Below are 22,039 nucleotides of genomic sequence, written 5' to 3'. Positions count from 1 at the left end.
GTTTGATTTTTCTCAGGCAATGACTAAGCCAATACGAAATTTGTATCACATTCTCCCTGGTCTGTGCTTGCCCAGACCCATGGGGACTCGTCTTTACGTGTTTTTCCCCAATCGGCATTCTGAGATGAAAACGGGGCGCTTCCCGAAAGAAGCGCCCCGCCATCGCTAGTTAAAGCGTTGGATCACTTTTCGCGCAGAATCTTAAGCATGCGCTTGAGTGGCTCGGCAGCTCCCCAAAGAAGCTGATCGCCGGCAGTGAAGGCGGAGAGGTACTCTCCCCCCATCTGCATCTTGCGCAGACGGCCAACCGGAACGGTCAAGGTACCGGTGACAGCCGAGGGCGTCAGCCCGGCGATAGTGGCTTCCTTATCGTTGGGGATTACCTTGACCCATTCATTGTGCTTGGCCAGGCGATCCTCAATCTCATCTATCGGCACATCTTTCTTCAACTTGATGGTGAAGGCCTGACTGTGCGAGCGCATGGCACCGATACGCACGCAAAGCCCATCGATGGGGATCGGATTGTCCTGCAGGCCGAGGATCTTGTTGGTCTCCACGGTGCCCTTCCACTCCTCCTTGCTCTGGCCGTTATCGCGCTTGACGTCGATCCAGGGCAACAAACTGCCGGCAAGAGGAGCGGTGAAGTTATCGGTGGGGAAATCACCGCTGCGCATGGCTGCTGTGACCTTGCGATCGATGTCGAGAATCGCACTGGCCGGGTCGTCCAGTTCAGTGGCCACGCTGTCGCGCAGTGCCCCCATCTGGTTGAGCAGCTCGCGCATGTGCTTGGCGCCGGAGCCGGAAGCGGCCTGATAAGTCATGGAGGTCATCCACTCGATCAGGTCGGCCTCGAACAACCCGCCCAGGCTCATCAGCATCAGGCTGACGGTACAGTTGCCGCCAACGAAGGTCCTGGCGCCACGGGAGAGCTGATCATCGATCACCTTGCGATTGACCGGATCGAGGATGATCGTGGCCTCGTCCTCCATGCGCAGGGTGCTGGCAGCATCGATCCAATAGCCTTTCCAGCCGCCGCCACGCAGATCCCCGTAGACCTGCTGGGTGTAATCACCGCCCTGGCAGGTAATCACGACATCCAGCGCCTTGAGCTCCTCGATGTCGGTGGCATCCTTTAGCGGAGGAACGTCCACGCCGATGTCCGGGCCGGGCTTGCCGACCTGGGAGGTGGTGAAGAAGATCGGCTCGATGCCATCGAAGTCCCCATCCTCCTGCATGCGCTGCATGAGCACTGAACCCACCATGCCACGCCAACCGACGAAACCGACTTTCAACATGTGAAGTCCTCCTGAAAAGTATGAACCAGCCATTATACAGAATTGCGCCGGGTCTTTTTAGCCGCGCCTGTCGCGAGACAGGCTTGCCGGGGCGTCCGCCCCAGGCAACTACGAGGATAGCGGGCATAGCCACCGGCCTGCGTATCAAATTGCGTCGAAGGCCCTCAGCACGGCGTCACCCATTTCACTGGTGGAGACGGTACGCGTACCCTCGGAGGCAATATCAGCGGTTCTCAGGCCGTCGTCCAGCACCTTGCCCACGGCCGCTTCGATACGCTCGGCCAGCGCAGGCTCCCCTAGGGAATAGCGCAGCAGCATCGCCACCGAGAGAATGGTGGCGAGCGGATTGGCTACGTTCTGGCCGGCGATGTCCGGCGCACTGCCGTGGCAAGGTTCATACATGCCCTGGCCGCTTTCGTTGAGCGAAGCCGAGGGCAGCATGCCGATGGAGCCGGTCAGCATGGCCGCGGCATCCGACAGGATATCGCCGAACATGTTGCCGGTTACCATCACGTCGAACTGCTTGGGCGCGCGCACCAGCTGCATGGCCGCGTTGTCCACGTACATGTGCGAGAGCTCGACATCGGGATACTCCGGCGCCAGGCGCTCCATGACCTCGCGCCACAGGATAGTGACCTCGAGTACATTGGCCTTGTCGACGCTGCACAGGCGCTTGCCGCGTTTCTGTGCCATTTCGAAGGCGACCCGACCGATGCGCTCGATCTCGCTCTCGGAATAGATATAGGTATTGAAGCCGACCCGCTCGCCGTTGCGCACCTCGATGCCGCGGGGCTGGCCGAAGTAGATCCCCCCGGTGAGCTCGCGGACGATCATGATGTCGAGGCCGGCCACCAGCTCGGGCTTGAGGCTGGAGGCGGAGGCGAGCTGCGGATAGGTGATGGCCGGGCGCAGGTTACCGAACAGGCCGAGGTTCTTGCGCAGGCCGAGCAGGCCCTTCTCGGGGCGCTTGGTGAGATCCTCGAGCTTGTCCCACTTGGGGCCACCCACGGCGCCGAGCAGGATGGCATCGGCGGCCTTGGCCTTGTCCAGCGTAACGGCGGGCAGGGGCTCGCCGTGTTGGTCGTAGGCGCTGCCACCGACCAGACCTTCTTCCACCTCGACGTCGAGGCCGCGGGCCTGGCAGGCGGCCAGGATGCGGCTCGCTTGAGCGGTAATCTCGGGGCCGATGCCGTCACCCGGCAGTACCAGAATCTTGCGTGTCATTCTTTCGCTTCCTTAAGTAGCTACTAGCAGTCGCCAAGCGGTGCGCCGGGGGCAGGCCGAAGAGGAGGTCTTTTGCCATGGATGGCAAAAGTAGCGCCCAGGGATGGGTTCACAGCGCCTCCTCGAGGTCTGCCGCCGGATCAGCCCCGCGGGGCGCCGGGGGCAAGCCGGAGAGGAGGTCTTTTGCCATGGATGGCAAAAGTAGCGCCCTGGGATGGGTTCACAGCGCCTCCTCGCAGGCCTGCCGCCGGATCAGCCCCGCGCCTCCAGCGGATTCAGCATGTAAAGAGTCAGGCCTGAACAGTATCGCGGAACAGCCAGGGCCGCTCGGCGCGATGGCGCTGTTCGAAAGCGCGGATGGCATCCTCGTCCTTGAGAGTCAGTCCGATATCATCGAGCCCCTCGAGCAGGCAGTGCTTGCGGAAGTCATCGACCTCGAATTCGAGGATCTCGCCGGAGGGCGTGATCACCCGCTGGTTCTCCAGATCGACGTCGAGGCGATAGCCTTCGTTAGCTTCCACCTCGGCGAAGAGGCGATCGATCGTCTCCTCTGCCAGCGTGACCAGCAGCAGGCCGTTCTTGAAGGCGTTGTTGTAGAAGATGTCGGCGAAGCTCGGCGCGATCACCACACGAAAGCCAAAGTCCTCCAGCGCCCAGGGAGCGTGCTCACGGGAGCTGCCGCAGCCGAAGTTGCGCCGCGTCAGCAGGACGCTAGCGCCCTGGTAGCGCGCCTGGTTGAGCACGAAATCGGGATTCAACGGACGCTGCGAGCAGTCCTGGCCGGGCTGCCCCTCGTCGAGGTAGCGCAGCTCGTCGAAGAGGTTGACGCCGAAGCCAGTACGCTTGATCGACTTGAGGAACTGCTTCGGGATGATCAGGTCGGTGTCGACATTGGCCCGGTCCAGCGGCGCGACGAGGCCTTCGGTGCGTTCAAACTTGTTCATGGCTCAGGCCTCCTCTGCTACGGGCTGGTCGTCCAAACGACGCACATCGACAAAATGACCGGCAATGGCAGCGGCGGCGGCCATGGCCGGGCTGACCAGGTGGGTACGCCCACCGTAGCCCTGGCGACCCTCGAAGTTGCGGTTCGAGGTAGAGGCGCAGTGCTCCCCGGCGCCGAGCTTGTCGGCGTTCATCGCCAGGCACATGGAGCAGCCCGGCTCGCGCCATTCGAAACCGGCCTCGATGAAGATCTTGTCCAGTCCCTCGGCTTCGGCCTGGCGCTTCACCAGGCCCGAGCCCGGCACCACCATGGCCAGTTGAATGGAGTCGGCCACCTTCTTGCCGCGGGCCACCTTGGCGGCCTCGCGGAGGTCCTCGATACGCGAGTTGGTGCAGGAACCGATGAAGACCTTGTCGAGCCTGATATCGCTGATCTTCTGCTTGGGCTTGAGGCCCATGTACTCCAGCGCACGGGTATAGCCACGCTTGACCGTCTCATCGTTCTGCTCGGCCGGGTCGGGCACCTCGCCGGAGATGCCGGTGACCATTTCGGGGCTGGTGCCCCAGCTGACCTGGGGTTCGATCTCGGCGGCATCGAGTTCCACCACCTTGTCGAACTCGGCGTCGCTGTCTGAAACCAGGTTGCGCCAGTCGGCCACGGCAGCGTCCCACTGCTCACCGGACGGGGCAAAGGGCCGGTTGCCGAGGTAGTCGATGGTGGTCTCGTCCACCGCGATCAATCCGACCCGGGCACCGGCCTCGATGGCCATGTTGCACACGGTCATGCGGCCTTCCATGGAAAGGTCGCGAATGGCGCTGCCGGCGAATTCGATGGCGTAACCAGTGCCTCCGGCGGTGCCGATCTTGCCGATGATGGCCAGCACCACATCCTTGGCAGTGACACCCGCGCCGAGCTCGCCCTCGACCCGAACCTGCATGTTCTTCATCTTCTGCGCCAGCAGGCACTGGGTGGCAAGCACGTGCTCCACCTCGGAGGTGCCGATGCCATGCGCAAGGGCCGCAAAGGCGCCGTGGGTGGCAGTGTGAGAGTCGCCACAGACCACGGTCATGCCCGGCAGTGTGGCGCCCTGCTCCGGCCCCACTACATGGACGATGCCCTGGCGCGGGTCGTTGATCTTGAACTCCTCGATGCCGAACTCGACGCAGTTGTCGTCCAGCGTCTGCACCTGGATCAGCGACACCGGATCCTTGATGCCGGCGTTGCCCTCGGCACGCTCCTTGAGCGTCGTCGGCACGTTGTGATCAGGCGTTGCCAGGTTGGCATCGAGCCGCCACGGCTTGCGCCCGGCCAGGCGCAGCCCCTCGAAGGCCTGAGGCGAAGTCACTTCGTGGAGCAACTGGCGGTCGATATAGATCAGTGCGGTGCCGTCGTCGCGCTCCTTCACCAGGTGCTGCGACCACAGCTTGTCGTAGAGTGTCTGGCCTGCCATATCGTTCTCCCGGGCTCTGGGCCCTTTGCCTGTCCGGTCTTGTCTTGACGGTCTGCTTCAGGTGGCCATTGCAGCAGGGCTTGCCGAGGGGCGCCGGGGACAGGTCGGAGAGGGGGTCATTTGCCATGGATGGCAAATGTAGCGTCCAGGGATGGATTCACAGCGCCCCCTCGAAGATCTTGTCGCCGGCAAAGCCCCTGCCACATAGGTTGGCCGATTGACAGCCAGTCTTGCGCGACTCGCCCATAAAAGCAATTCATGTTATTTATTCATTGGATTCCATATTGGAATTCCAATTGGAAGACATCACTTCGACAAGGGAAGCCCGTGGATACCCAGAGCCTTCAGGCCTTTCTCGCCGTGGCCGACAGCAGCAGTTTCTCCCGGGCAGGCGAGCAGTTGCACCTGACCCAGCCCGCGGTTTCCAAGCGCATCGCCACGCTGGAAGACCAGATCGGCGCCCGCCTGTTCGATCGTATCGGCCGTCGCGTCACGCTGACCGAAGCCGGTCGAATCCTGCTGCCGCGCGCCCGGCAGATCCTGGTCATGGTGGACGACAGCCGACGGGCGCTGGTCAATCTTGGTGGCAGCGTAGCTGGCAGCCTGACCATCGCCACCAGTCACCATATCGGCCTTCATCGCCTGCCGCCGCTGCTCAAGGCCTATACACAAATCCACCCGGAAGTACGCATGGACCTGCGCTTTCTCGATTCGGAGCAGGCCTACCAGGGCGTGCTCGACGGTGAACTGGAGCTTGCCGTGGTGACACTGGCGCCGCACCCCGATCCGCAGTTGCTTGTGGTGCCGGTATGGGACGACCGCATGTGCTTCGTCTGCGCCCACGACCATCCTCTGGCCGGGCGCGGCCGGCTCTCGCTCCACGAGCTATGTGCCTTCGACGCCGTGTTGCCCGGCCCCCTGACCTTCACCCGCACGCTGATCGAGTCACGTTTTGCCGCCACGGGCCTTGAACTGCCGGTAGCACTTTCCACCAACTATCTGGAAACGCTGAAGATGATGACTGCCATCGGCCTGGGCTGGAGCCTGCTGCCGGAGCGGCTGGTAGCTGGCGAACTGCATGAGCTCAAGGTGGATCACCCCGCCATTCATCGTTCCCTCGGCTATGTGGTGCATCGTAGCCGCACGCTTTCCAACGCCGCCAGGGCCATGCTGGCACTGCTGGACGAGGCGCAAGACGTGTCGAGTCGCCGATAGCAAGCCAATATTGTTAGACTGCTCACAATAGTCCTCGACTCCGCCTGGAGCCCAACGCCACCGTGTCCCTGCCCGACTCAACACCGACGTCCCTGCGTCATGCCCTGGCGGGTGTGCTGATTCTGCTTGGATTGGTGCAGCAGATCCTCGCCTTTGTCGGAATCGTCATACTGCCACATGGCGTCGGCTATGCGCTGTGGCTGGCTACCCTGTTGCTGTGGCCAGACATCCCCAGGCGCACTCGTTGGCAGGCCGGGGCATTGACCATCATAGGCCTTGGGCTGTTGATCACATCCCGCTGGCGCTACGAGGCCGCAATAGCATGGCCCACCATCACCAGCGGCAATACCCATGTGGTCGCGATGCTGGTGGGGGTAAGCTTCATCGGAATACTCGGAAATCGGAGCGGCTCGAAGCGCCCGCTCGGCCATCCGGTAACGGGGCAACGCGGCACACTCGGCACCTGGCTCGGTGTCCATCTGCTCGGCACGATCCTGAACCTATCAACGGTCTTCATGATCGGAGACCGCCTGGAACGGCGCGCCCCGCTGACCACGCCCCAGCTGCTGGCCCTCAACCGTGGACTGTCCAGCGCCGCGCTGTGGTCACCTTTCTTCGCCTCCATGGGCGTCGTGATGACCCTTGCGCCCGACATGGAGTACTCGCGGGTACTCATCATCGGACTACCCTTGGCCCTGCTGAGCGGTGTTCTCACCACACTCGAACTGTCACGACGCTTCGATCTTGCGGAGGTGGCAGGATTCTCGCTATCGCCCCGTAGCCTGCTGATGCCGGTTACCATGGCAAGCCTGGTAATGCTATGGCACTTCAAGCTGACTCCAGAGCTCGGCATCGTCAGCATCATCACCTTCTTGCTGCCGGCGGTGGCATTAGCCAGTAACCTGCCGGCCGGCCCGCGCTGGACACTTTACCGCGTTCGTCAACACACTTTGATGCGGCTGCCAGCTATGCGAGGGGAGATTGCGCTGTTCCTGTCAGCTGGGCTGCTGACCCTTGGCCTATCAACCGCTATCGCCGCGGCGACAGGCAGTGAATGGACCCTGTTCGTCCACTTCGGCGCGTGGGAGGCGATTCTCAGCTTTCTAGCCATTGTCGCCAGCGCCATTGCCGGACTGCATCCCATCATCGGTGTCTCGGTCCTGGCCTCGATGCTCGACCTGGGTGCAGACCGCCAGACCCTGTTCGCCTTCACGGCCCTGGCATCCTGGGCGGTCGGCACATCGGTAGGACCGCTCTCGGGAATCAACCTCTCCCTGCAGGGACGTTACGGCGTCAGCGGCTACCGCATGATGAAACACAACCTGGTTTACGCGCTGGTAATGAGCGGCCTGGTGATTGGGGCCATACTGCTGCTGGACCAAGTTTCACAGACCGCTCTGGCGTTTTATTCCGGACACACTTACTCGGAAACGCGATAGAAGTAGCGATGCCCACACTGGTGGCAGGGCTCGATGCGGGTCACACCTTCGAGTTCGACCACCGCATCGCAGTGAACGCAAGCCATGCGCCCCGGGGCGGCCACCTCGCCTTCGCAGTAATCGGCCCGGGCGGCTTCCAGGTCCTCCTTCAATCGTTCATTGTCGACGATGCTGCGGTCTGCAATGGAGAGCAGCGACTCCACCACCCGACGGGACAGCTGATCGAGATCGATCCCGAGCCAGGTGGCGACACTGCGGCCACCGGCGTTCAGGTAGCGGCGCATGTCAACAAGGTCACGCTCGACCCAGGCGCGCAGCAGGGCCAACTCATCCTTGGTGAACTCTTCGAGTTCCGCCTCGAACTCCACCGCCTCGTCGAGTTCATGCTGCAGGTTCTCCCAGGTCAGGTCACGGGCACCCTCCTGCATACGAGCCAGCAATCGCTCATAGCCTTCACGCAGGCGATGTTCGCGATGGGGGTCGGTACGTTCGCTCATGATCTGCTCCTTGAACGCTGGACGATTAATTCGCCCTTATCATCTGCAATATAAGGGGTTCTATGCAATGGAGGCGAACTGATTGGCAACGCTCGCAGTGTCTCTTCATACGCACGCAGCGCCACCCAACACAAGACACACAGCCCCAAATAGCCACTCAACCCCCGCAGATCACGCAGCATCGACTGGGTGAGTCCGAAGTCAAAAAATGCCACCGGCACCATCATGCCTGCTGCCGCAAGCACCTGGAGGCCGGGTTCATGACCAGCCCGGCGCAGCTTCTTCCAGAATATCCAGAGTGGAATGCCATAAAGCAACAGCAGGCTGGTAGCACCTAACAGCCCGCGTCGGGCAGCCGTATCGATGACCTCGTTGTGCAGCTGCATGTGGATAACCACCCGATCATAGACTCGCCCCTCTTCTGCCAGATCGCCCAGCGCCTTCTCCATGCGGTGCTCGCCGAAACCCAGTAGCGGTTTCTCGCTGATCAGCATTACGCCAGCGCGCCAGAGTTCCAGGCGCATCCCCAGAGAGCTACCGGCATCCCCACGCTGCCAGTAGCGCTGAGCATCATCAGCGACCTGGCCCACACGTTCGCTCACACCGCTCTGCGGCAACAAGATGGGTACCAGCATCAGCAATACCAGTCCGCCAGCGCCTAACCGCAGATGACGCAAAGGCAGGAGGTCCCGCGCAGCACGGTAGACAATCAAAAGGACAAAGGGTAACGCTACCCATCCACCTCGAGTTCCCGATAGCAACGACCCCAACAGACCGAGGAGAGCAGCCAGCATCGCCAATATCAACAAGCCCACATGCCGGGGCCTTTGACGACGCAAGCACCACAGCACCGTTAGCAGGGATAGCGAACCAAGCAGCAATGAAAGGTTGCCGAAAGGGATGGCGTTCATGCCGTTACTGGCACGCTCCACGCCCAACACGACCCGCTCGTAAAGGGCTATGGTTCCCGCTCCCAGGGCACCGCAGCAAGCTCCCCACCACAGCATACGGGGATTGGGGGGATAGCAGCGCATTCCAACCAGTATCAGCGCGGCCACAAGCGGCCATATCGGCAGAAGCTGATAACCGGCGCCATCTACCCTCGGCCAGTAGCCTGAACGCCAAACATCCAGTAGCCAAATACCGCCATAGAACACAAGTGCCAGGCATAGCCAGGCATCATCCCGGTCCAACCGCCATGGCGTTACGCCACGCCGTATTGCGAAACCCACTGCAAATACCACGAGGCTCAGAAGAGCAACGAACCAGTAAGCCTCGGGCAGCACGATCAACAAGGCGACGAAGGCAAACAGCAGCACATCGTTGGCTCGGCACACCATTCGCTCAATCATCACGCACATTCCGCCCCAGCTTGCTCAGGGAGTTTCGGCATCGACTTCCCGATAGTGATGTGCCTGTCGCTTGAACAGGCCGCAATAGATCCCTTGCTGCCTGATCAGCTCATCATGGGTGCCGGATTCGCAGATCTGCCCTTTATCCATGACATAAATATAGTCCGCCATTCTCACCGTGGAGAGACGATGGCTGATGACAAGCGCTGCACGATGATCGATTCGTTCACGGAAGTTTTCGAAGAGTTCGAACTCTGCGCCCGGATCCAGCGCACTGGTCGGTTCGTCGAGGATAATGATATTGGAACGGTGCATGAAGGCTCGTGCCAGCGCGATCTTCTGCCACTGACCGATACTCAGCTCCTGCCCTCCATCGAACATCCTGGTCAAGGGAGTATCATACTGCATCTTGAGGGTATCGATAAACGGTGCCGCACCAGCATTGATGGCAGCCTCCCTCACTGCCGGGGTGTCCTCGGGCTCTCGAATATCACCGAAGCGAATATTGTCACGTACTGTGGTCGCATAGTGCGTATAGTCCTGGAAGATAACGCTGAAAACGCGGCGATACTCCTCGATGCCAAACTCTCGTGCATCGATGCCGTCAAGTGTGATTCTACCCGATGTTGGATCATATAGCCGGCATAACAGCTTGATCAACGACGTCTTTCCCGATCCGTTCGCACCCACCAAGGCGACTATCTGACCGGGCCTGATCGTCAAATTTATATCCCTCAACACCGGGATATCAGTACCAGGATAAGAGAACCCGACGTTCTCGAAAGAGACTCCCTTGCTTGGCTTACTGGGCACTTGCACAGGTTGCTCGGGCTCGGCGATCGAGGGGCGGATATCCAGAAACTCGAACAGCAGACCAATATAGAGGTGATCCTCGTAGAGCTTGGAAAGCTGCTGGACCAGCTCCTGCCCCATTGACTGGGCACGCTGGAAAATCAACAGGAACAGCACCAGGTCGCCGACACTGTTGCGACCTTCCGCGGTCTGCCAGGCGAGAAACCCCAGTGAGCCGAAGAAAGCAACCGAGGCAATGGTGGCCACTACCAGTTCAACCATGGTTCGCCGCTTGGTGATGGCGAGCTTCTCCCTGCGAATCGTTCCCCGCAACTTGGAGTACTGGTTACGCAGATAGTCTCCCAACTGATTGAGACGCAACTCCTTGGCATTGATATCAGAGGTCATCAGCCAGTCCAGGTAGCCCGCTCGGCGTTCCATCTGAGTGCGGCGTCGCTGCCACTGATATAAGTATCGAGTGAAATAGATTCTCACCAAAAGCGCAGGTACGATGGCTATCAACAAAACTGGCAACAACAGCCAGTTGATGGTGACAATCAATACCACCACAGCTGCCAGCATCAGGCTGTTCTTGCTCAACATCATTAAGTTACTGACCACCTGAGCAGGCCGCTGATTACCTGATTGCCGCGCCCGCTCAAGAGTATCGTGGTACTTTGGACTTTCATAAAAGGCCAGGTCTGCCCTTACTGCCCGCGAATGTACTTCGCGATCAACGAAGTCGGCGACCAACATCCCCTGTGCCTCACGAGCGAGGTTTGACAGTCCCCGTGCTGTGATGAATGCAACCGTAGAGGCCCCGGTTAGCGCCACATACAGCAAGACCTGAGACAGCCCACCTTCTGAATCTGCACTCCCCAGCATTTGAGTGACGACGTCTACCAATTGCTTGAGCAGGTAGAGCACCGCTAACCCAAATGCCACTTCCAAAGCCATCAACAGGGTACTTAGCACCGTCCACTTGCGACTGCTTTGCCAGAGAATCGGCAAAATGCGGCGCAGTGAAAACAACGGTGCGAGAATCTTGTCGGTCTGGATCATGAGCAGTCGCTATCAGTCATGTTCATTTATCGGAACCACCTGAAGTCAGGCGAACGTAGGACTCTCGAAATGGGCGGGTAACACGATAGAGCCATTGCCACGCAGGTGGAAGCGGCCAACTTTGGTAATCAGCGTAGCTGGGGCGGAACAAGCGAGTCCAGCCCAGCAACCTCCAATGCAACAACTGAGTGGGTTTGGCCTGCCAGCTGAAGGAAAAATCAGGGGTAACTTTCTGCCGACGCATGCTGAGCTCGACCTGATGGCCCCCCTGCATGGCTTTCAATGCCATGACAAGCATGTCCTTGCCACGCTCAGACAGTTCCTCCTCACGCCATGGCCCGGGGGTCGCCAATACATTGAACAGCTCTAGAGAAGCTTCCACGGTAGTCCGCAAGTTACGCCGTTCTGCGCAGGCAAGCACGGCATCCAGGTCGAAACTTGGATGACGCTGGATGGCATCCATATCGACCAGCCAGTGCAGGTGCGACCAGTAGTGTTTGGTATGGTGCCAGCAAATATAGACAAACAGTTCTGCAGTCGGCATCACAGAAAAATAATTGTTAGCCATGCGCATGGGTTCCGCCAGCGTCAACAGCTGACGGGAATCGTAGATCGTGCCGATATTGTCGATCCGCTGGTGGAACTCGATTGCCACGTTTCGAGGTGAGACGAGGGTCACGACTTTCTGGACCCGCGCCACGAAGGCCAGGCTGGTGCTGTCATCCGACAACGCCGCAGGGTCCAGGGGAGTATAGCCATTCTTCAGGGCGGCACCCAGAAGCTCCGCCATCCGCTCACGCGGGATCAGCACATCAATATCCTGGCAGAAGCGCATAGCTGGCTCATCGTAATACCGCCCGGCCAGCGTCGGCCCCTTGAAGAACACATGCTGCAGTTCGAGCGGGTGCAGAATCTCCTTGGCCAGATCTCGCAAGGCGGTTGTCACGTTCAGGTTGTGTTGCAGTACGTGGAGCGAGTGCAACTTCATGAGTTCCAGTTGCTCTTCCCCCAGTGAAGGGGGCGACAGACGACGCAGGTGACGGTATACCAGAGGAAGGATAAAACGCTCTTGAGCACGCCGGGTGAAGATCTCCCAGTCATCAATGCTCTCACAAAGGGCGAGTGCTGCACGAGACTGCTCCTCGGTCAGGTGCAGCCTTGCCAGCAACATCAACAGCCGCAAACAAGGGTCCAGCTGGGCTGGAGCGATAAGTGAAACCGTCATGACGAGCACTCCATACTGAGCACGGCGCTGATAGCTGATTGAACTTGCGCCTTTTTATCAATGACTTGCCATACTGCGCAGGTCAAAATCCCTGACATGTGCCTGGCGCCACTTTCCATCAAGCATCCTGGATACGAGCACTTCTGTAAGCCATCGGAGCGTTGCACACCGCGACGGGCGCCGTTGGCTGGAAGATGAACGAGCACCATGCCGCGACAACAATAGTAACAGTCTAGTGACAAAATGATAGCCTAGCAGTCAACTGGCATTTGGGCGTGCAGTATTACCGTAACGCCCTGCACATGGGAGTATTAGAATAATAGTACTAAGTCTGAGTCTCACTAAGCTTGTTCAAAAATCCATGCAAACTAACAAAAGGACACATTTCTTCTGACAGCGTTGCCCGTTCATCAAGCCTTCTGCTAGGTTAGCTCTACAAACCATTTGAACGTGCAGAAGTGCTAGAGACAGCACTTCCGTTCTGTTCCTCAAACAGGATGCTTCCGAACGGCCATGACTGACGCCATTTCGAGTCCAGACACATTCTGCGATACCGCGCATACGTTCAAGCTTCCCTTGCCGTGGCCCGTTCCTGCTTTCAGCAAACCTGAAGAACACGCCCCGGACCCAGACCCTGCCTTTCGCTTCATGCCAGACGTCACCAAAGCGATATTGATGGGGTTCGCGCACAATCGACGTGTTTACCTGCATGGCCCTCATGGCAGTGGCAAGTCATCCCACATCGAGCAGGTAGCGGCGCGTCTTAACTGGCCCTGCATTCGCATCAACCTCGATGGTCACATCACGCGGGCCGACCTGATAGGTCGCGACATGGTCGTGATACGTGATGGCAAACAAGTCACCGAATTCGTACCGGGCATCCTCGTCTGGGCACTTGAACGGCCGGTAGCCATCGTTTTCGACGAGTACGATGCGGGTCGCCCCGATGTGATGTTCGTCATTCAGCGCCTGCTAGAGAGCCATGGCCGGCTCACGCTACTCGATCAGAACCGTGTCATCACACCGCATCCTGCATTTCGCTTGTTTGCTACAGCAAACACCGCCGGCCAGGGGGATGCCACCGGCCTCTACGCAGGCACCCAGGCGCTTAATCAGGCACAAATGGACCGTTGGCATGTGGTGGCCGAGCTTGGCTACATGCCCGCCGAACAAGAGCGTGACATCATCCAATCACGCCTGCCTTCCCTGAACGCAAAGACCATCGAACGCATGGTGACCTTTGCCGGACTCACGCGACAGGCATTCAATCAGGGCGACCTCTCGTCACTGCTCTCCTTGCGCACCCTGGTATCCTGGGGAGAAAACATCGGCCTTATCGACGACACGCAAGAGGCATTGCGACTGGCATTCGTCAATCGCTGTGACGAGACAGAGCGGCCACTTGTAGCCGAGCTTTACCAGCGCTGTTTCGATACAGAATTGCTGCGAGGCTCCCACCATGTCACCGACATCTATTGACGCCAGGCGGACTAGAGAGTTGGTGGCGGCATGGTCACGCACCTATGGTGCTGGTCATCCCCCCATACAGCAGCTAGGCACCGCCGCCCCACCCGCTCTTTCCGGCCGCAGCGAAGCCGATGCCCTGGCTGCTTGGCGGCGTTGGCATGATCCGGGCCAGGATAGTCGGTTTTCTCACTCAGAATGGTGTTGGTACGCCGTTATCGAGCGGGCTCGGGTAGAAACCCTGGCTCGACATCACCTGCCGGGAATCTCCAGCAATCTGGCGCACCCGGCCGCCACGGCACCCAGGGATAGCGCAATGGCAGCGCTCTATCATGCAGCCCGCGGTTTTTTTTCGGCAGGAGCACATACTTCTCCCATTCTCGAACAGCCCAGCATGCCACAAGCGAGAGACCAGGCATGGTTGGCCAGACTGCTCACACCGTGGCGGACTCATGATGCTCCTGCGACTACCGCAGGGGAGCACTCATTGCAGGATAGTGAGGTCATCGAGGCACTAACGATGGCTTCGCACCACCTCGAAGATAGCAACACCTTCAGCGAGATATTGACCCCCCTCGTGAAGCGTTTGACAGCGTATTACTCCGACTCGGCTCACGATTCGCTCACCCTGCACAGTGACGCTGTGAGCGAGCCACCGGAAGACGATTCCATCTCCGAGGAAGATACTGAAGGCAAGGCTATCGCTTCACAGCAGGGCATTGATGAGTTAGCGGAACGTGACGATATCAAGCAAGACTATGCGGTCTACTCACGTGCGTGGGATGAAGAGCACCCGGCAAGCTTCTGGTACCGCAGCGAGGACGCGGCCGCCCTCAAGAGCCTTGATGTCCTCGATCGCCGCCGGGTCAGACAGCTTGCCCATCGACTCCAGCGTCGTCTGATGGCAGCCCGGCTACGTCACTGGTCGTTCGATCAGGACGAAGGTCGCCTCGATAGCCGCCGCCTGGCACGGCTGATCGGTGACAACCCAAGCCGGCGTATATTTCGCACCGAAAATGAGGCACCCGTCCCTGAAGCCTGCGTTACCATCCTCGTGGACCAGTCAGGATCGATGCGTGGACAGCGTCGTCGCATGGCGGCTATTGTCATCGACTTGGCGGTACACACCCTTGAGCTTTGCCAGATACGCTGTGAAGTACTTGGTTTTACCACCCGCTTCAACGCCAACAACCCCCTTACCCTCCATTGGCAACAGAACGGCTCGCCCGACGCACCGGGCCGACTCAATGCCATTCGACATATTATCTACAAGACCGCCGAGCAGCCATGGCGCCGCGCCCGGCCACAATTGGGCCTGCTACTGCGAGATGAACTGGGTCATGAAAATATCGACGGTGAAGCCCTGTATTGGGCAGCCAAACGCTTGATCCGGCAACCTCAGCCTCGCAAGATACTGATGGTGCTCTCCGATGGCGCCCCCTATGACAAGGCCACGGCGCAGGCCAACGGCCGCGCATTTCTCGAACAACATCTACGCCATATCATCCGTGAAATAGACCATAGCCCGATCACGCTCGCGGCCGTAGGCACCGGTCAGGATGTGGCACGCTTCTATCGCCAGGCGCTGACTGTGCGTCACCCCGAGGCCATTGCCGAAACCCTCTACGAACGCTTGGGTGACCTCCTCACTCAAGCCATGCCAGATGAGTCACGTCCATGAGTGCCATAGCCGGCATTGTCCAGCTCAACGACCAACCAGTCGATCGCGATACCTTGTATCGGATGCAAGTACTGCTGACCCCATACGGCAGAGACGCTCAGCACAGCTGGCACAGGGAAAACTGCGCCCTGCTTCGCACACTGCTACGAACAACGCCGGAAGACAGCCTGGATCGCCAGCCGCTGGTCGACACCTCGGCAAATGTCGCAATGGTCTTTGAGGGCCGGCTGGACAATCGCGAGGAACTGGCCGAGGCGCTTGGGGTTGGCAGCAATGATCTTGCATTGATGGCTGATAGCTGCCTGGCACTGCGCGCCTGTCTGCACTGGGACGTCGACGCGCCAAAACACCTGCTTGGCGACTTCGCCCTTGCCTGCTGGCAGCCTGATCGCAGTCGACTCTGGCTTGCACGTGATCCTCTTGGTATGCGTCCGCTATTCTGGTACAGGCGCGACGACCTATTCGGTTTCGCCACCATGCCCAAGGCCCTGTTCGCCATACCCGGCCTAACCAAGGCAATCAATGAAGAACAGCTGCATGACTACTTGTGCCTGTTACCCATGACCGGACCCGCCTCCATGTTCAAGGAGGTGTACCGCGTGGAGCCAGGACATGTCGTGGTACTGGAAGGCGGAGAGGTCAGTGCGCATCGTTACCACCGATTCGACCCCCATCACGAGATACACCTCGATAGTGATGAAGCCTATGTCGAGGCGCTGCGCGAACACCTTGACCGCGCCGTGGCCAGCCGCCTGCGCGCCATTGGTCCAGTTGCCACCCACCTCAGCTCGGGAATGGATAGTACTACCATCACTGCCTTTGCCGCTCGGCTGCTGAGCAAAAGACAGCAGTCACTGATTGCCTATACAGCCGTTCCGCGGGAAGGGTTCAATGGTCCTGTGCCTACCGGACGGCATGCCGACGAAGGGCCTGCAGCACGTGCGGTGGCCGATCGCTTCGACAATATCGAACATGTTCTGATTCGGACCGACGGCACCTCGCCCCTGGACAACCTTCACGCAAAGACCGAAGAGCTCGATAGAGCCCCTCTCAATATCTGCAACTTAGCCTGGGCGGCGGCCATCCGTGAAGATGCCTCAAGGCGTGGTGCGAAAGTCCTGCTGTGCGCCGACAAGGGCAATCTCAGCATCTCTTACGATGGAATACACTACCTGGCATCACTATTGCGCTCAGGCCGCTGGGCAATGCTCTGGCGGGCCTACAAGGACCTCAAGCATCGCCACCCCACCATGACCTGGCGGCAGATGGTCAAAGTATGTGCTGCGCCGCTCATACCCAGAAGCCTATGGCAACTCTTTGAAAAACATCGTGGTAGAGCCTGGGAGCTCACGGGCCACTCCGCTATCAACCCAGAACTGTCTCATCGCGTAGATACGCGCAAACGCGCCAGGGAGATCGGGTTCGACCTTAGCTATCAGCCAAGCTCAAACGGGCGCCAGTATCGAATCAACACGCTCTATCTGTCCGATACCGGGGAGTACAATGCTGCCGCCAACGTAGACGGCGTGGAGTATCGTGACCCGGCAGCCGATGTTCGCCTAATAGAGTTCTGCCTAGCGGTGCCTCATGCCCAGTACCTGGGGGATGGTCAGCCCCAATGGCTGCTGAAACGCCTTATGGCCGACGTTCTGCCTCCCGAGATCCTGCACGCAAAAACCCGTGGTTTACAGGCAGCGGACTGGTATGAGCAGACAGAACGCGCCTTGCCAGAGTTACGCGCCGAACTGGAACGTTTGAAGGCTCACGGCAGTGTTGGGAATTATCTCGATCTGGCGTCTCTGGAAAAGGCGTTAAATGAGTGGCCAGAGAGTGGTTGGGAAACCCCTAGAATCGAGAGACGCTATCGCTTCAAACTGCTCAGGGGTTTATCGGTCGGGACCTTCATACGTTATGCTGATGAAGAAAATGAGTAACACGATGTAAAATTGATAGGTAGATGACTATTCAACCTGTCGCTATACTGGAGCAGTTGCCACTCATTCCGGCAACGCAACCAAAGGATGAAACATATGACTCAGATGGATCGCAAACCCTATGCAAGCCCTTCCGTTCAGGAACTGGGCGCTCTGAAAGACATCACCGAATCCGGCGGCCTTCCACTAGCTGATACTCCTGGAGGTACAGACGGTTCTGCCAACAAGCCGGGCTCCTAAGCTCCGCCTTTGTTGATGTCTGCTGAACTAGCCGCATATTGCCACCACGTGGCAATATGCGGCTTCTATACACGAATACGGCAGCGCAACCAGCCACGGCAAACAGTCAGCTTCTGATAACAGATGCTTTTCTTAATCACTCCGAGTATGAAATATGCCATCCTCTACGATTAATTCTAATACTCTTCTTAAACGAAATCCTGAGATGATCGCGGCTAATATCGACGGAGATGTCGTGATGATGGGTGTTGATCAAGGTCAGTACTATGGTATTACAGGTGTGGGATCACGAGTCTGGGAACTGCTTGAAGAACCGATCTCGATCGATGGCATCACCGAGGTGATCTGCAGTGAATATGAGACAGACCCGGAGACATGCCGCTACGACATGTCGACTTTCGTCAACGATCTTATTGAAATCGACCTGATTGAAGTCGTTGAGTAGAGGCAACGCCACCTTGCCAACTCGCACCCCGAACATTCACCCAAGGCTGATAGGCAAGCTGAAGCGGAAGACAGCCAGCTTCGTGCGGCAGCCACGCTTTGCCAAGACGTGGCTCCCCGTGCTTTGGATCCTGCTTGGCTCAAGTCGATTGGCAATCCTTGTTTTCTCGTTTCGACGCCTCGCGCCACATCTCGGCAGGCCCGTGGGTATCTCGTCGTACAGTCCTCTGCTGACACCGGCTCAGGAAGCGAAAGCGGCACAGATAGGCCAGGCCATCAGGCTGGCGGCACGTTACACACCCTGGGTTTCAAACTGCTTTCCCCAGGCGGTCACCGCACGTCTGATGCTGGGCCTCTATCGCATCCCCTACTCCCTCTACTTTGGCGTGATGCGTGACCTCGAGACACATGAGTACAAGGCACATGCTTGGGTTGCAACTGGCCGGGTGGCCGTCACGGGGGGCTCTGGTTTCGATCAGTTCACTGTGGTCGGTTGCTATCTATCGCCCCGGTTGACGTCGAAATGACGGTTTACGCAGCGTATACACACCACCTCCCCTGACCCCACTTTTCCTCACCTGTACTTTTCCCCCTGTGTGCCGACAAAGATCCAGCCTGCTGCCTGACGCCGACCGGAACCAGCCGGAAGGCTGAGGTTTTTCATATCAAGAAGCCAAGAATAAATCAGCCTTTTTAACACAGCATGATGAGTCATCAATGAAATATGTATTATAACAAAAGATATGTTCTCCACTGTTTTTTTAAACCAAGCCAGACAGCTTATAATACTTTCAGGCAGCACTTTATAAGAACCTCCTTGTTTATCTTGAATTACAAAAAAAACCGACTATGATGCTTGATGAGAGTTGAGCTTGGGACTAGGATGATGTTGCGGAATGTAATTTGATGGTGTCCTGAGCTATGACATTCATCAAAGGACAGCTGCACTAAGGAAGGTAGCAAGCCAACAGCAAAGTGATGGCTGTACTCTCATCGAAAGGAGAAGTTGCATGAACAGTAATGAAAAGGAAACTTATGTAGCACCGGCTATCGTAGCCTTAGGCTCGCCTGCCGAAATTACTCAAGCGGGAGATCTTCCCAACGCAGACACACCTCGAGGTCAGGATAACACAGCTTATAAACCAGGGTCATAAAACAAAAAATTAACTATTGCGTACTGCATAATATTATCTGCCATGGACGGCATGGTTATAGCCACGGATGCTAGTGGTTTATGCAGTACGCACATTAAACCATTTTTAATAGCACGACTACGCAGCCATACTTTAATTGTATGACTGCGTAGCCATATGACTGCCTTTATAAAACAGCATTACTATTGCCAAAGCTTCTCCCAGCCAAGGCCTAAAAAACTCGGACCCGTTGTAGCCTCAGAGAAAACGATACTATTGTGCCTCGCGTTCCACTCCATTATTTTAATTTCTTCGTTTTTATCTATTGTAACATCCCAGCCGATACAACCAAGATGGGGAAAATCTTGATGGAGGCGGCAGCATGTTGCACCGGCCTGATGAAAGCTGGGAATAACGATATTATTGAAGAAACTTCCTGTATCAGGATGTAATTCAACTTCTCCCCAGTCAGACATGAATCCGTGGGAATAAAGCGCCCCCGACGACCTGTCAACTGGCACCCTGATTTCGCTCACTGCCCTCACAAAGCGATCACCCGCCCTACCCAATCTTAGATCGGCTGCTCGTAATTCAATTTTCCCGCCTGGCGTCTTGGCCGTAGTAAGCCTTAGTGTGGCCGTGGAATCTGGCGTCAGGCCATTGAGGACGTCGTGCTGAGTGATCGGATGCTGGAAAACACCATCCGGAAAATTTGATAGAATTTCAGGCGTTACATCGCCCCTTTCGAGAATGCGTATACCTTGGCCCTGAAAAGAACGGTCGGGTTTAAAGAATACACGGTCCTCTGCGGCGAATAGAAGCTGGATCAGCGTATCTTTCTGCAATACGATATAGTCAGCATCATAGCCGATACCATCAATCAGGTAGGCGATATCGGGTAGAGCTGGCGTGTTCAGCAAGCGATTGGTGAGTGTCTTGATATTCGTCGCTTGGCCTATTTGGCCGTTCTTTGACGGCAGAACTACCCATTGATAGTAGTCGCCGGGTATCCAACCCTCCACGAATGCGCCACGAACAGCCGAATACACCTGCAGCCAAGGTGCATATTTTGCGCTGCCCAGCACCTCCCGTGCATAATCTAGCGCCTTACGTTTCTCAACGGCGCCAAGCGCTCCGTTGCGCTGCTCGATCCTGCCAAGCAGAGATTGCGCCATCTTTGTGTGCTGCGCGTGACAGCGTTCGCGCTGAATATGATGTGCAGCCCGCTTCAGCATCCCTTTTAACGTAGCCGATGCCATTAACGGTATTCTCCACACCAAACATCAACTTGCATGGCCACAATATTCCCTCTTTGCTCTCTTACTGCTTAATTTCATGCAACAGAGGCTCGATGCTGGAATTCATCTGATCGAGCGACCAAGGACGGCGAAAGCGGTAGACCCTGATCTTCCCAGCCAGTTTGATACTCTCACGCATCAACTGCTCGGCTGTATTGAACTCGGTCCCCATTTCGGGCCGGTACAGGGTGGCCATCACCGACTTGAACGCCTCCACTCCCCTGATACGCTCGAGGCTGGCCGCTTCGCCTTCCTCCGCCCGTTCCAGCATCACCAACGCCTTGAGGGGGGAGGGATGATCCTGAAATCCCTTATTCAGCATCAAGTGATACTTGTCCTCACGAGTCAAGTCGCGCACGAGACCTTCGGTCTGAATACCCAATGCCGCCAGGGCATCCTTCCAGAGCTTGACCCTTGGTGGGCCAGGGTGAAGATAGGGAATGTCTTCATGCGGCTTGATGACGGCGACGTCATCGGTCACTAGTGGCCAATTCTGGGTATAGTGCAGCCAGGCGCCAATCGTCGATTTACCCGCTCCGGAATGACCGGTGAACGCCCAGACTCCGCTTGGTGTCTTCAACGCACTGACGTGCAATGGTAGCCAATGCCGCTGATGCAGCAAGCCGCCCAAGGCACTCCCCAAAAGAAAAAGCCTGATGTCACCCGGGTCAGCCACTGGGTCGACCTCCCGTGGTACCCGACGGTCGAGTAGAATACGTTGCCCATCCTCTACGCGGTAACGGGCGACCCCTTCGATAGTGATTTGACACCGGTCATCGCCCATCTCCAGCCAACCCTTCCGGAAAGTAGCCCCTTCGAGTTTCTCAGCGACGCCAGGCGTGAGGACGACAACGTCGGGCTGCGATGTGGCCTCAGCCTTGGGGAGTTCGGGGAGTTCCAGCTGAGAGGCAATCGTCAGGCCATAGGTACGATAGAAGTAACGCTTATTACTCGGAGGTACATTGCCCCGACGCTCATTTTCGGCTTGCGTCATGTCAGTTGACGTCTGTTCAGTTCCTTGGCTAGACACTATCCGCGCTCCATCGACTCGTCTTTCGGTTTAGTACTGACGTTTACCACTCTCATTTACAAAAATTGCGGCCCCGTAGGAGCCGCAATGGTTCAGCGACAATCACCCGGCACTCAAGAGTACTCAGGCTCGTCGGAGTAACTCGGTTTCCTGGACGCCCAATAGTTGAGCTTTCGCTCCCAAAGGTAACGCTTCCAACCAAAGAACTCCGTCTTCTCAGCCATGGAACCAATAGCCATGACGGCTGGTGTTTCATACACCTTGCGACTTCCGGCAGACTGCATATTTCTAATCCTCCTAGTATTATTTTTTTCATATTTC

17 protein-coding genes are annotated in these 22,039 nt (G+C 57.8%); 7 read left to right on the top strand and 10 right to left on the bottom strand.

Annotation, left to right across the window (positions count from 1 at the left end; genetic code table 11):
• Window positions 1-182: 182 nt before the first annotated feature.
• From asd to leuC, 4 genes are all read right to left on the bottom strand, one after another.
• Window positions 183-1,295, bottom strand: a complete 1,113-nt coding sequence (asd, locus tag KZO25_RS02700; protein WP_223135752.1) for an aspartate-semialdehyde dehydrogenase — start codon at window positions 1,293-1,295, stop codon at window positions 183-185.
• A gap of 144 nt (window positions 1,296-1,439) precedes the next feature.
• On the bottom strand, window positions 1,440-2,519 hold the full coding sequence (gene leuB, locus KZO25_RS02695) for a 3-isopropylmalate dehydrogenase (protein WP_223135751.1): 1,080 nt from the start codon (window positions 2,517-2,519) through the stop codon (window positions 1,440-1,442).
• Window positions 2,520-2,809: 290 nt separating this feature from the next.
• Entirely contained in the window at window positions 2,810-3,463 is a 654-nt protein-coding gene (leuD, locus tag KZO25_RS02690; RefSeq protein ID WP_223135750.1) for a 3-isopropylmalate dehydratase small subunit, read from the bottom strand.
• A gap of 3 nt (window positions 3,464-3,466) precedes the next feature.
• Window positions 3,467-4,912, bottom strand: a complete 1,446-nt coding sequence (leuC, locus tag KZO25_RS02685) for a 3-isopropylmalate dehydratase large subunit (RefSeq protein ID WP_223135749.1) — start codon at window positions 4,910-4,912, stop codon at window positions 3,467-3,469.
• A 327-nt stretch (window positions 4,913-5,239) separates the two neighbouring features.
• On the opposite strand from leuC, the gene KZO25_RS02680 reads away from it, so the two are divergent.
• Window positions 5,240-6,127, top strand: a complete 888-nt coding sequence (locus KZO25_RS02680; protein ID WP_223135748.1) for a LysR family transcriptional regulator — start codon at window positions 5,240-5,242, stop codon at window positions 6,125-6,127.
• Window positions 6,128-6,195: 68 nt separating this feature from the next.
• Complete coding sequence (locus tag KZO25_RS02675) at window positions 6,196-7,566, top strand: hypothetical protein (protein WP_223135829.1); 1,371 nt, start codon at window positions 6,196-6,198, stop codon at window positions 7,564-7,566.
• Here KZO25_RS02675 and KZO25_RS02670 read toward each other — a convergent pair.
• From KZO25_RS02670 to KZO25_RS02655, 4 genes are read right to left on the bottom strand one after another with little or no spacing between them, the layout of a single operon-like run.
• The gene (locus tag KZO25_RS02670; protein WP_223135747.1) at window positions 7,548-8,063 is read right to left on the bottom strand and encodes a zinc ribbon-containing protein; all 516 of its coding nucleotides are present in this window, start codon (window positions 8,061-8,063) and stop codon (window positions 7,548-7,550) included. The genes KZO25_RS02675 and KZO25_RS02670 overlap by 19 nt on opposite strands.
• The gene (locus KZO25_RS02665; RefSeq protein ID WP_223135746.1) at window positions 8,060-9,415 is read right to left on the bottom strand and encodes an O-antigen ligase family protein; all 1,356 of its coding nucleotides are present in this window, start codon (window positions 9,413-9,415) and stop codon (window positions 8,060-8,062) included. The genes KZO25_RS02670 and KZO25_RS02665 overlap by 4 nt, the downstream gene beginning before the upstream one ends.
• 24 nt (window positions 9,416-9,439) lie before the next feature.
• Entirely contained in the window at window positions 9,440-11,269 is a 1,830-nt protein-coding gene (locus KZO25_RS02660; RefSeq protein WP_223135745.1) for an ABC transporter ATP-binding protein, read from the bottom strand.
• Between the two features lie 22 nt (window positions 11,270-11,291).
• Complete coding sequence (locus tag KZO25_RS02655) at window positions 11,292-12,494, bottom strand: nucleotidyltransferase family protein (RefSeq protein WP_223135744.1); 1,203 nt, start codon at window positions 12,492-12,494, stop codon at window positions 11,292-11,294.
• 675 nt (window positions 12,495-13,169) lie between these two features.
• Between KZO25_RS02655 and KZO25_RS02650 the strand changes: the two genes are divergently transcribed.
• The 5 genes from KZO25_RS02650 (at window position 13,170) to KZO25_RS02630 (ending at window position 18,784) form a co-directional block, all read left to right on the top strand.
• Window positions 13,170-13,973 carry an AAA family ATPase gene (locus KZO25_RS02650; protein WP_262488794.1) on the top strand — a complete coding sequence of 268 codons (804 nt, stop codon included), beginning with the start codon at window positions 13,170-13,172 and terminating at the stop codon, window positions 13,971-13,973.
• Window positions 13,974-14,274: 301 nt separating this feature from the next.
• Entirely contained in the window at window positions 14,275-15,639 is a 1,365-nt protein-coding gene (locus tag KZO25_RS02645) for a cobaltochelatase CobT-related protein (RefSeq protein ID WP_223135742.1), read from the top strand.
• Complete coding sequence (locus KZO25_RS02640; RefSeq protein ID WP_223135741.1) at window positions 15,636-17,573, top strand: asparagine synthetase B family protein; 1,938 nt, start codon at window positions 15,636-15,638, stop codon at window positions 17,571-17,573. Before KZO25_RS02645 ends, KZO25_RS02640 begins: the two co-directional genes overlap by 4 nt.
• A 445-nt stretch (window positions 17,574-18,018) precedes the next feature.
• Window positions 18,019-18,258, top strand: coding sequence for a PqqD family peptide modification chaperone (locus tag KZO25_RS02635; RefSeq protein ID WP_223135740.1), 240 nt, complete (start codon window positions 18,019-18,021; stop codon window positions 18,256-18,258).
• Between the two features lie 82 nt (window positions 18,259-18,340).
• Window positions 18,341-18,784 (top strand): lasso peptide biosynthesis B2 protein, encoded by a 444-nt coding sequence (locus tag KZO25_RS02630; RefSeq protein ID WP_316935413.1) that lies wholly within the window; start codon window positions 18,341-18,343, stop codon window positions 18,782-18,784.
• An 809-nt stretch (window positions 18,785-19,593) separates the two neighbouring features.
• On the opposite strand, the gene KZO25_RS02625 is transcribed toward KZO25_RS02630, so the two are convergent.
• Together KZO25_RS02625 and KZO25_RS02620 are read right to left on the bottom strand one after the other, a co-directional pair.
• Window positions 19,594-20,649, bottom strand: a complete 1,056-nt coding sequence (locus KZO25_RS02625) for a sugar-transfer associated ATP-grasp domain-containing protein (RefSeq protein WP_223135738.1) — start codon at window positions 20,647-20,649, stop codon at window positions 19,594-19,596.
• 61 nt (window positions 20,650-20,710) lie between these two features.
• The gene (locus tag KZO25_RS02620) at window positions 20,711-21,682 is read right to left on the bottom strand and encodes a hypothetical protein (protein ID WP_223135737.1); all 972 of its coding nucleotides are present in this window, start codon (window positions 21,680-21,682) and stop codon (window positions 20,711-20,713) included.
• Window positions 21,683-22,039 lie beyond the last annotated feature (357 nt).

The organism is Halomonas sp. ANAO-440, assembly GCF_019915905.1.
Classification (GTDB): domain Bacteria; phylum Pseudomonadota; class Gammaproteobacteria; order Pseudomonadales; family Halomonadaceae; genus Halomonas; species Halomonas chromatireducens.
This window is presented reverse-complemented; position numbering and strand designations above follow the sequence as displayed.

Coding starts and splice junctions, on each gene's coding strand:
- asd (WP_223135752.1), bottom strand. CDS start 1,295: ATGTTGAAAGTCGGTTTCGTCGGTTGGCGTGGCATGGTGGGTTCAGTG.
- leuB (WP_223135751.1), bottom strand. CDS start 2,519: ATGACACGCAAGATTCTGGTACTGCCGGGTGACGGCATCGGCCCCGAG.
- leuD (WP_223135750.1), bottom strand. CDS start 3,463: ATGAACAAGTTTGAACGCACCGAAGGCCTCGTCGCGCCGCTGGACCGG.
- leuC (WP_223135749.1), bottom strand. CDS start 4,912: ATGGCAGGCCAGACACTCTACGACAAGCTGTGGTCGCAGCACCTGGTG.
- KZO25_RS02670 (WP_223135747.1), bottom strand. CDS start 8,063: ATGAGCGAACGTACCGACCCCCATCGCGAACATCGCCTGCGTGAAGGC.
- KZO25_RS02665 (WP_223135746.1), bottom strand. CDS start 9,415: ATGATTGAGCGAATGGTGTGCCGAGCCAACGATGTGCTGCTGTTTGCC.
- KZO25_RS02660 (WP_223135745.1), bottom strand. CDS start 11,269: ATGATCCAGACCGACAAGATTCTCGCACCGTTGTTTTCACTGCGCCGC.
- KZO25_RS02655 (WP_223135744.1), bottom strand. CDS start 12,494: ATGACGGTTTCACTTATCGCTCCAGCCCAGCTGGACCCTTGTTTGCGG.
- KZO25_RS02650 (WP_262488794.1), top strand. CDS start 13,170: ATGGGGTTCGCGCACAATCGACGTGTTTACCTGCATGGCCCTCATGGC.
- KZO25_RS02645 (WP_223135742.1), top strand. CDS start 14,275: ATGGCAGCGCTCTATCATGCAGCCCGCGGTTTTTTTTCGGCAGGAGCA.
- KZO25_RS02640 (WP_223135741.1), top strand. CDS start 15,636: ATGAGTGCCATAGCCGGCATTGTCCAGCTCAACGACCAACCAGTCGAT.
- KZO25_RS02635 (WP_223135740.1), top strand. CDS start 18,019: ATGATCGCGGCTAATATCGACGGAGATGTCGTGATGATGGGTGTTGAT.
- KZO25_RS02625 (WP_223135738.1), bottom strand. CDS start 20,649: ATGGCATCGGCTACGTTAAAAGGGATGCTGAAGCGGGCTGCACATCAT.
- KZO25_RS02620 (WP_223135737.1), bottom strand. CDS start 21,682: ATGACGCAAGCCGAAAATGAGCGTCGGGGCAATGTACCTCCGAGTAAT.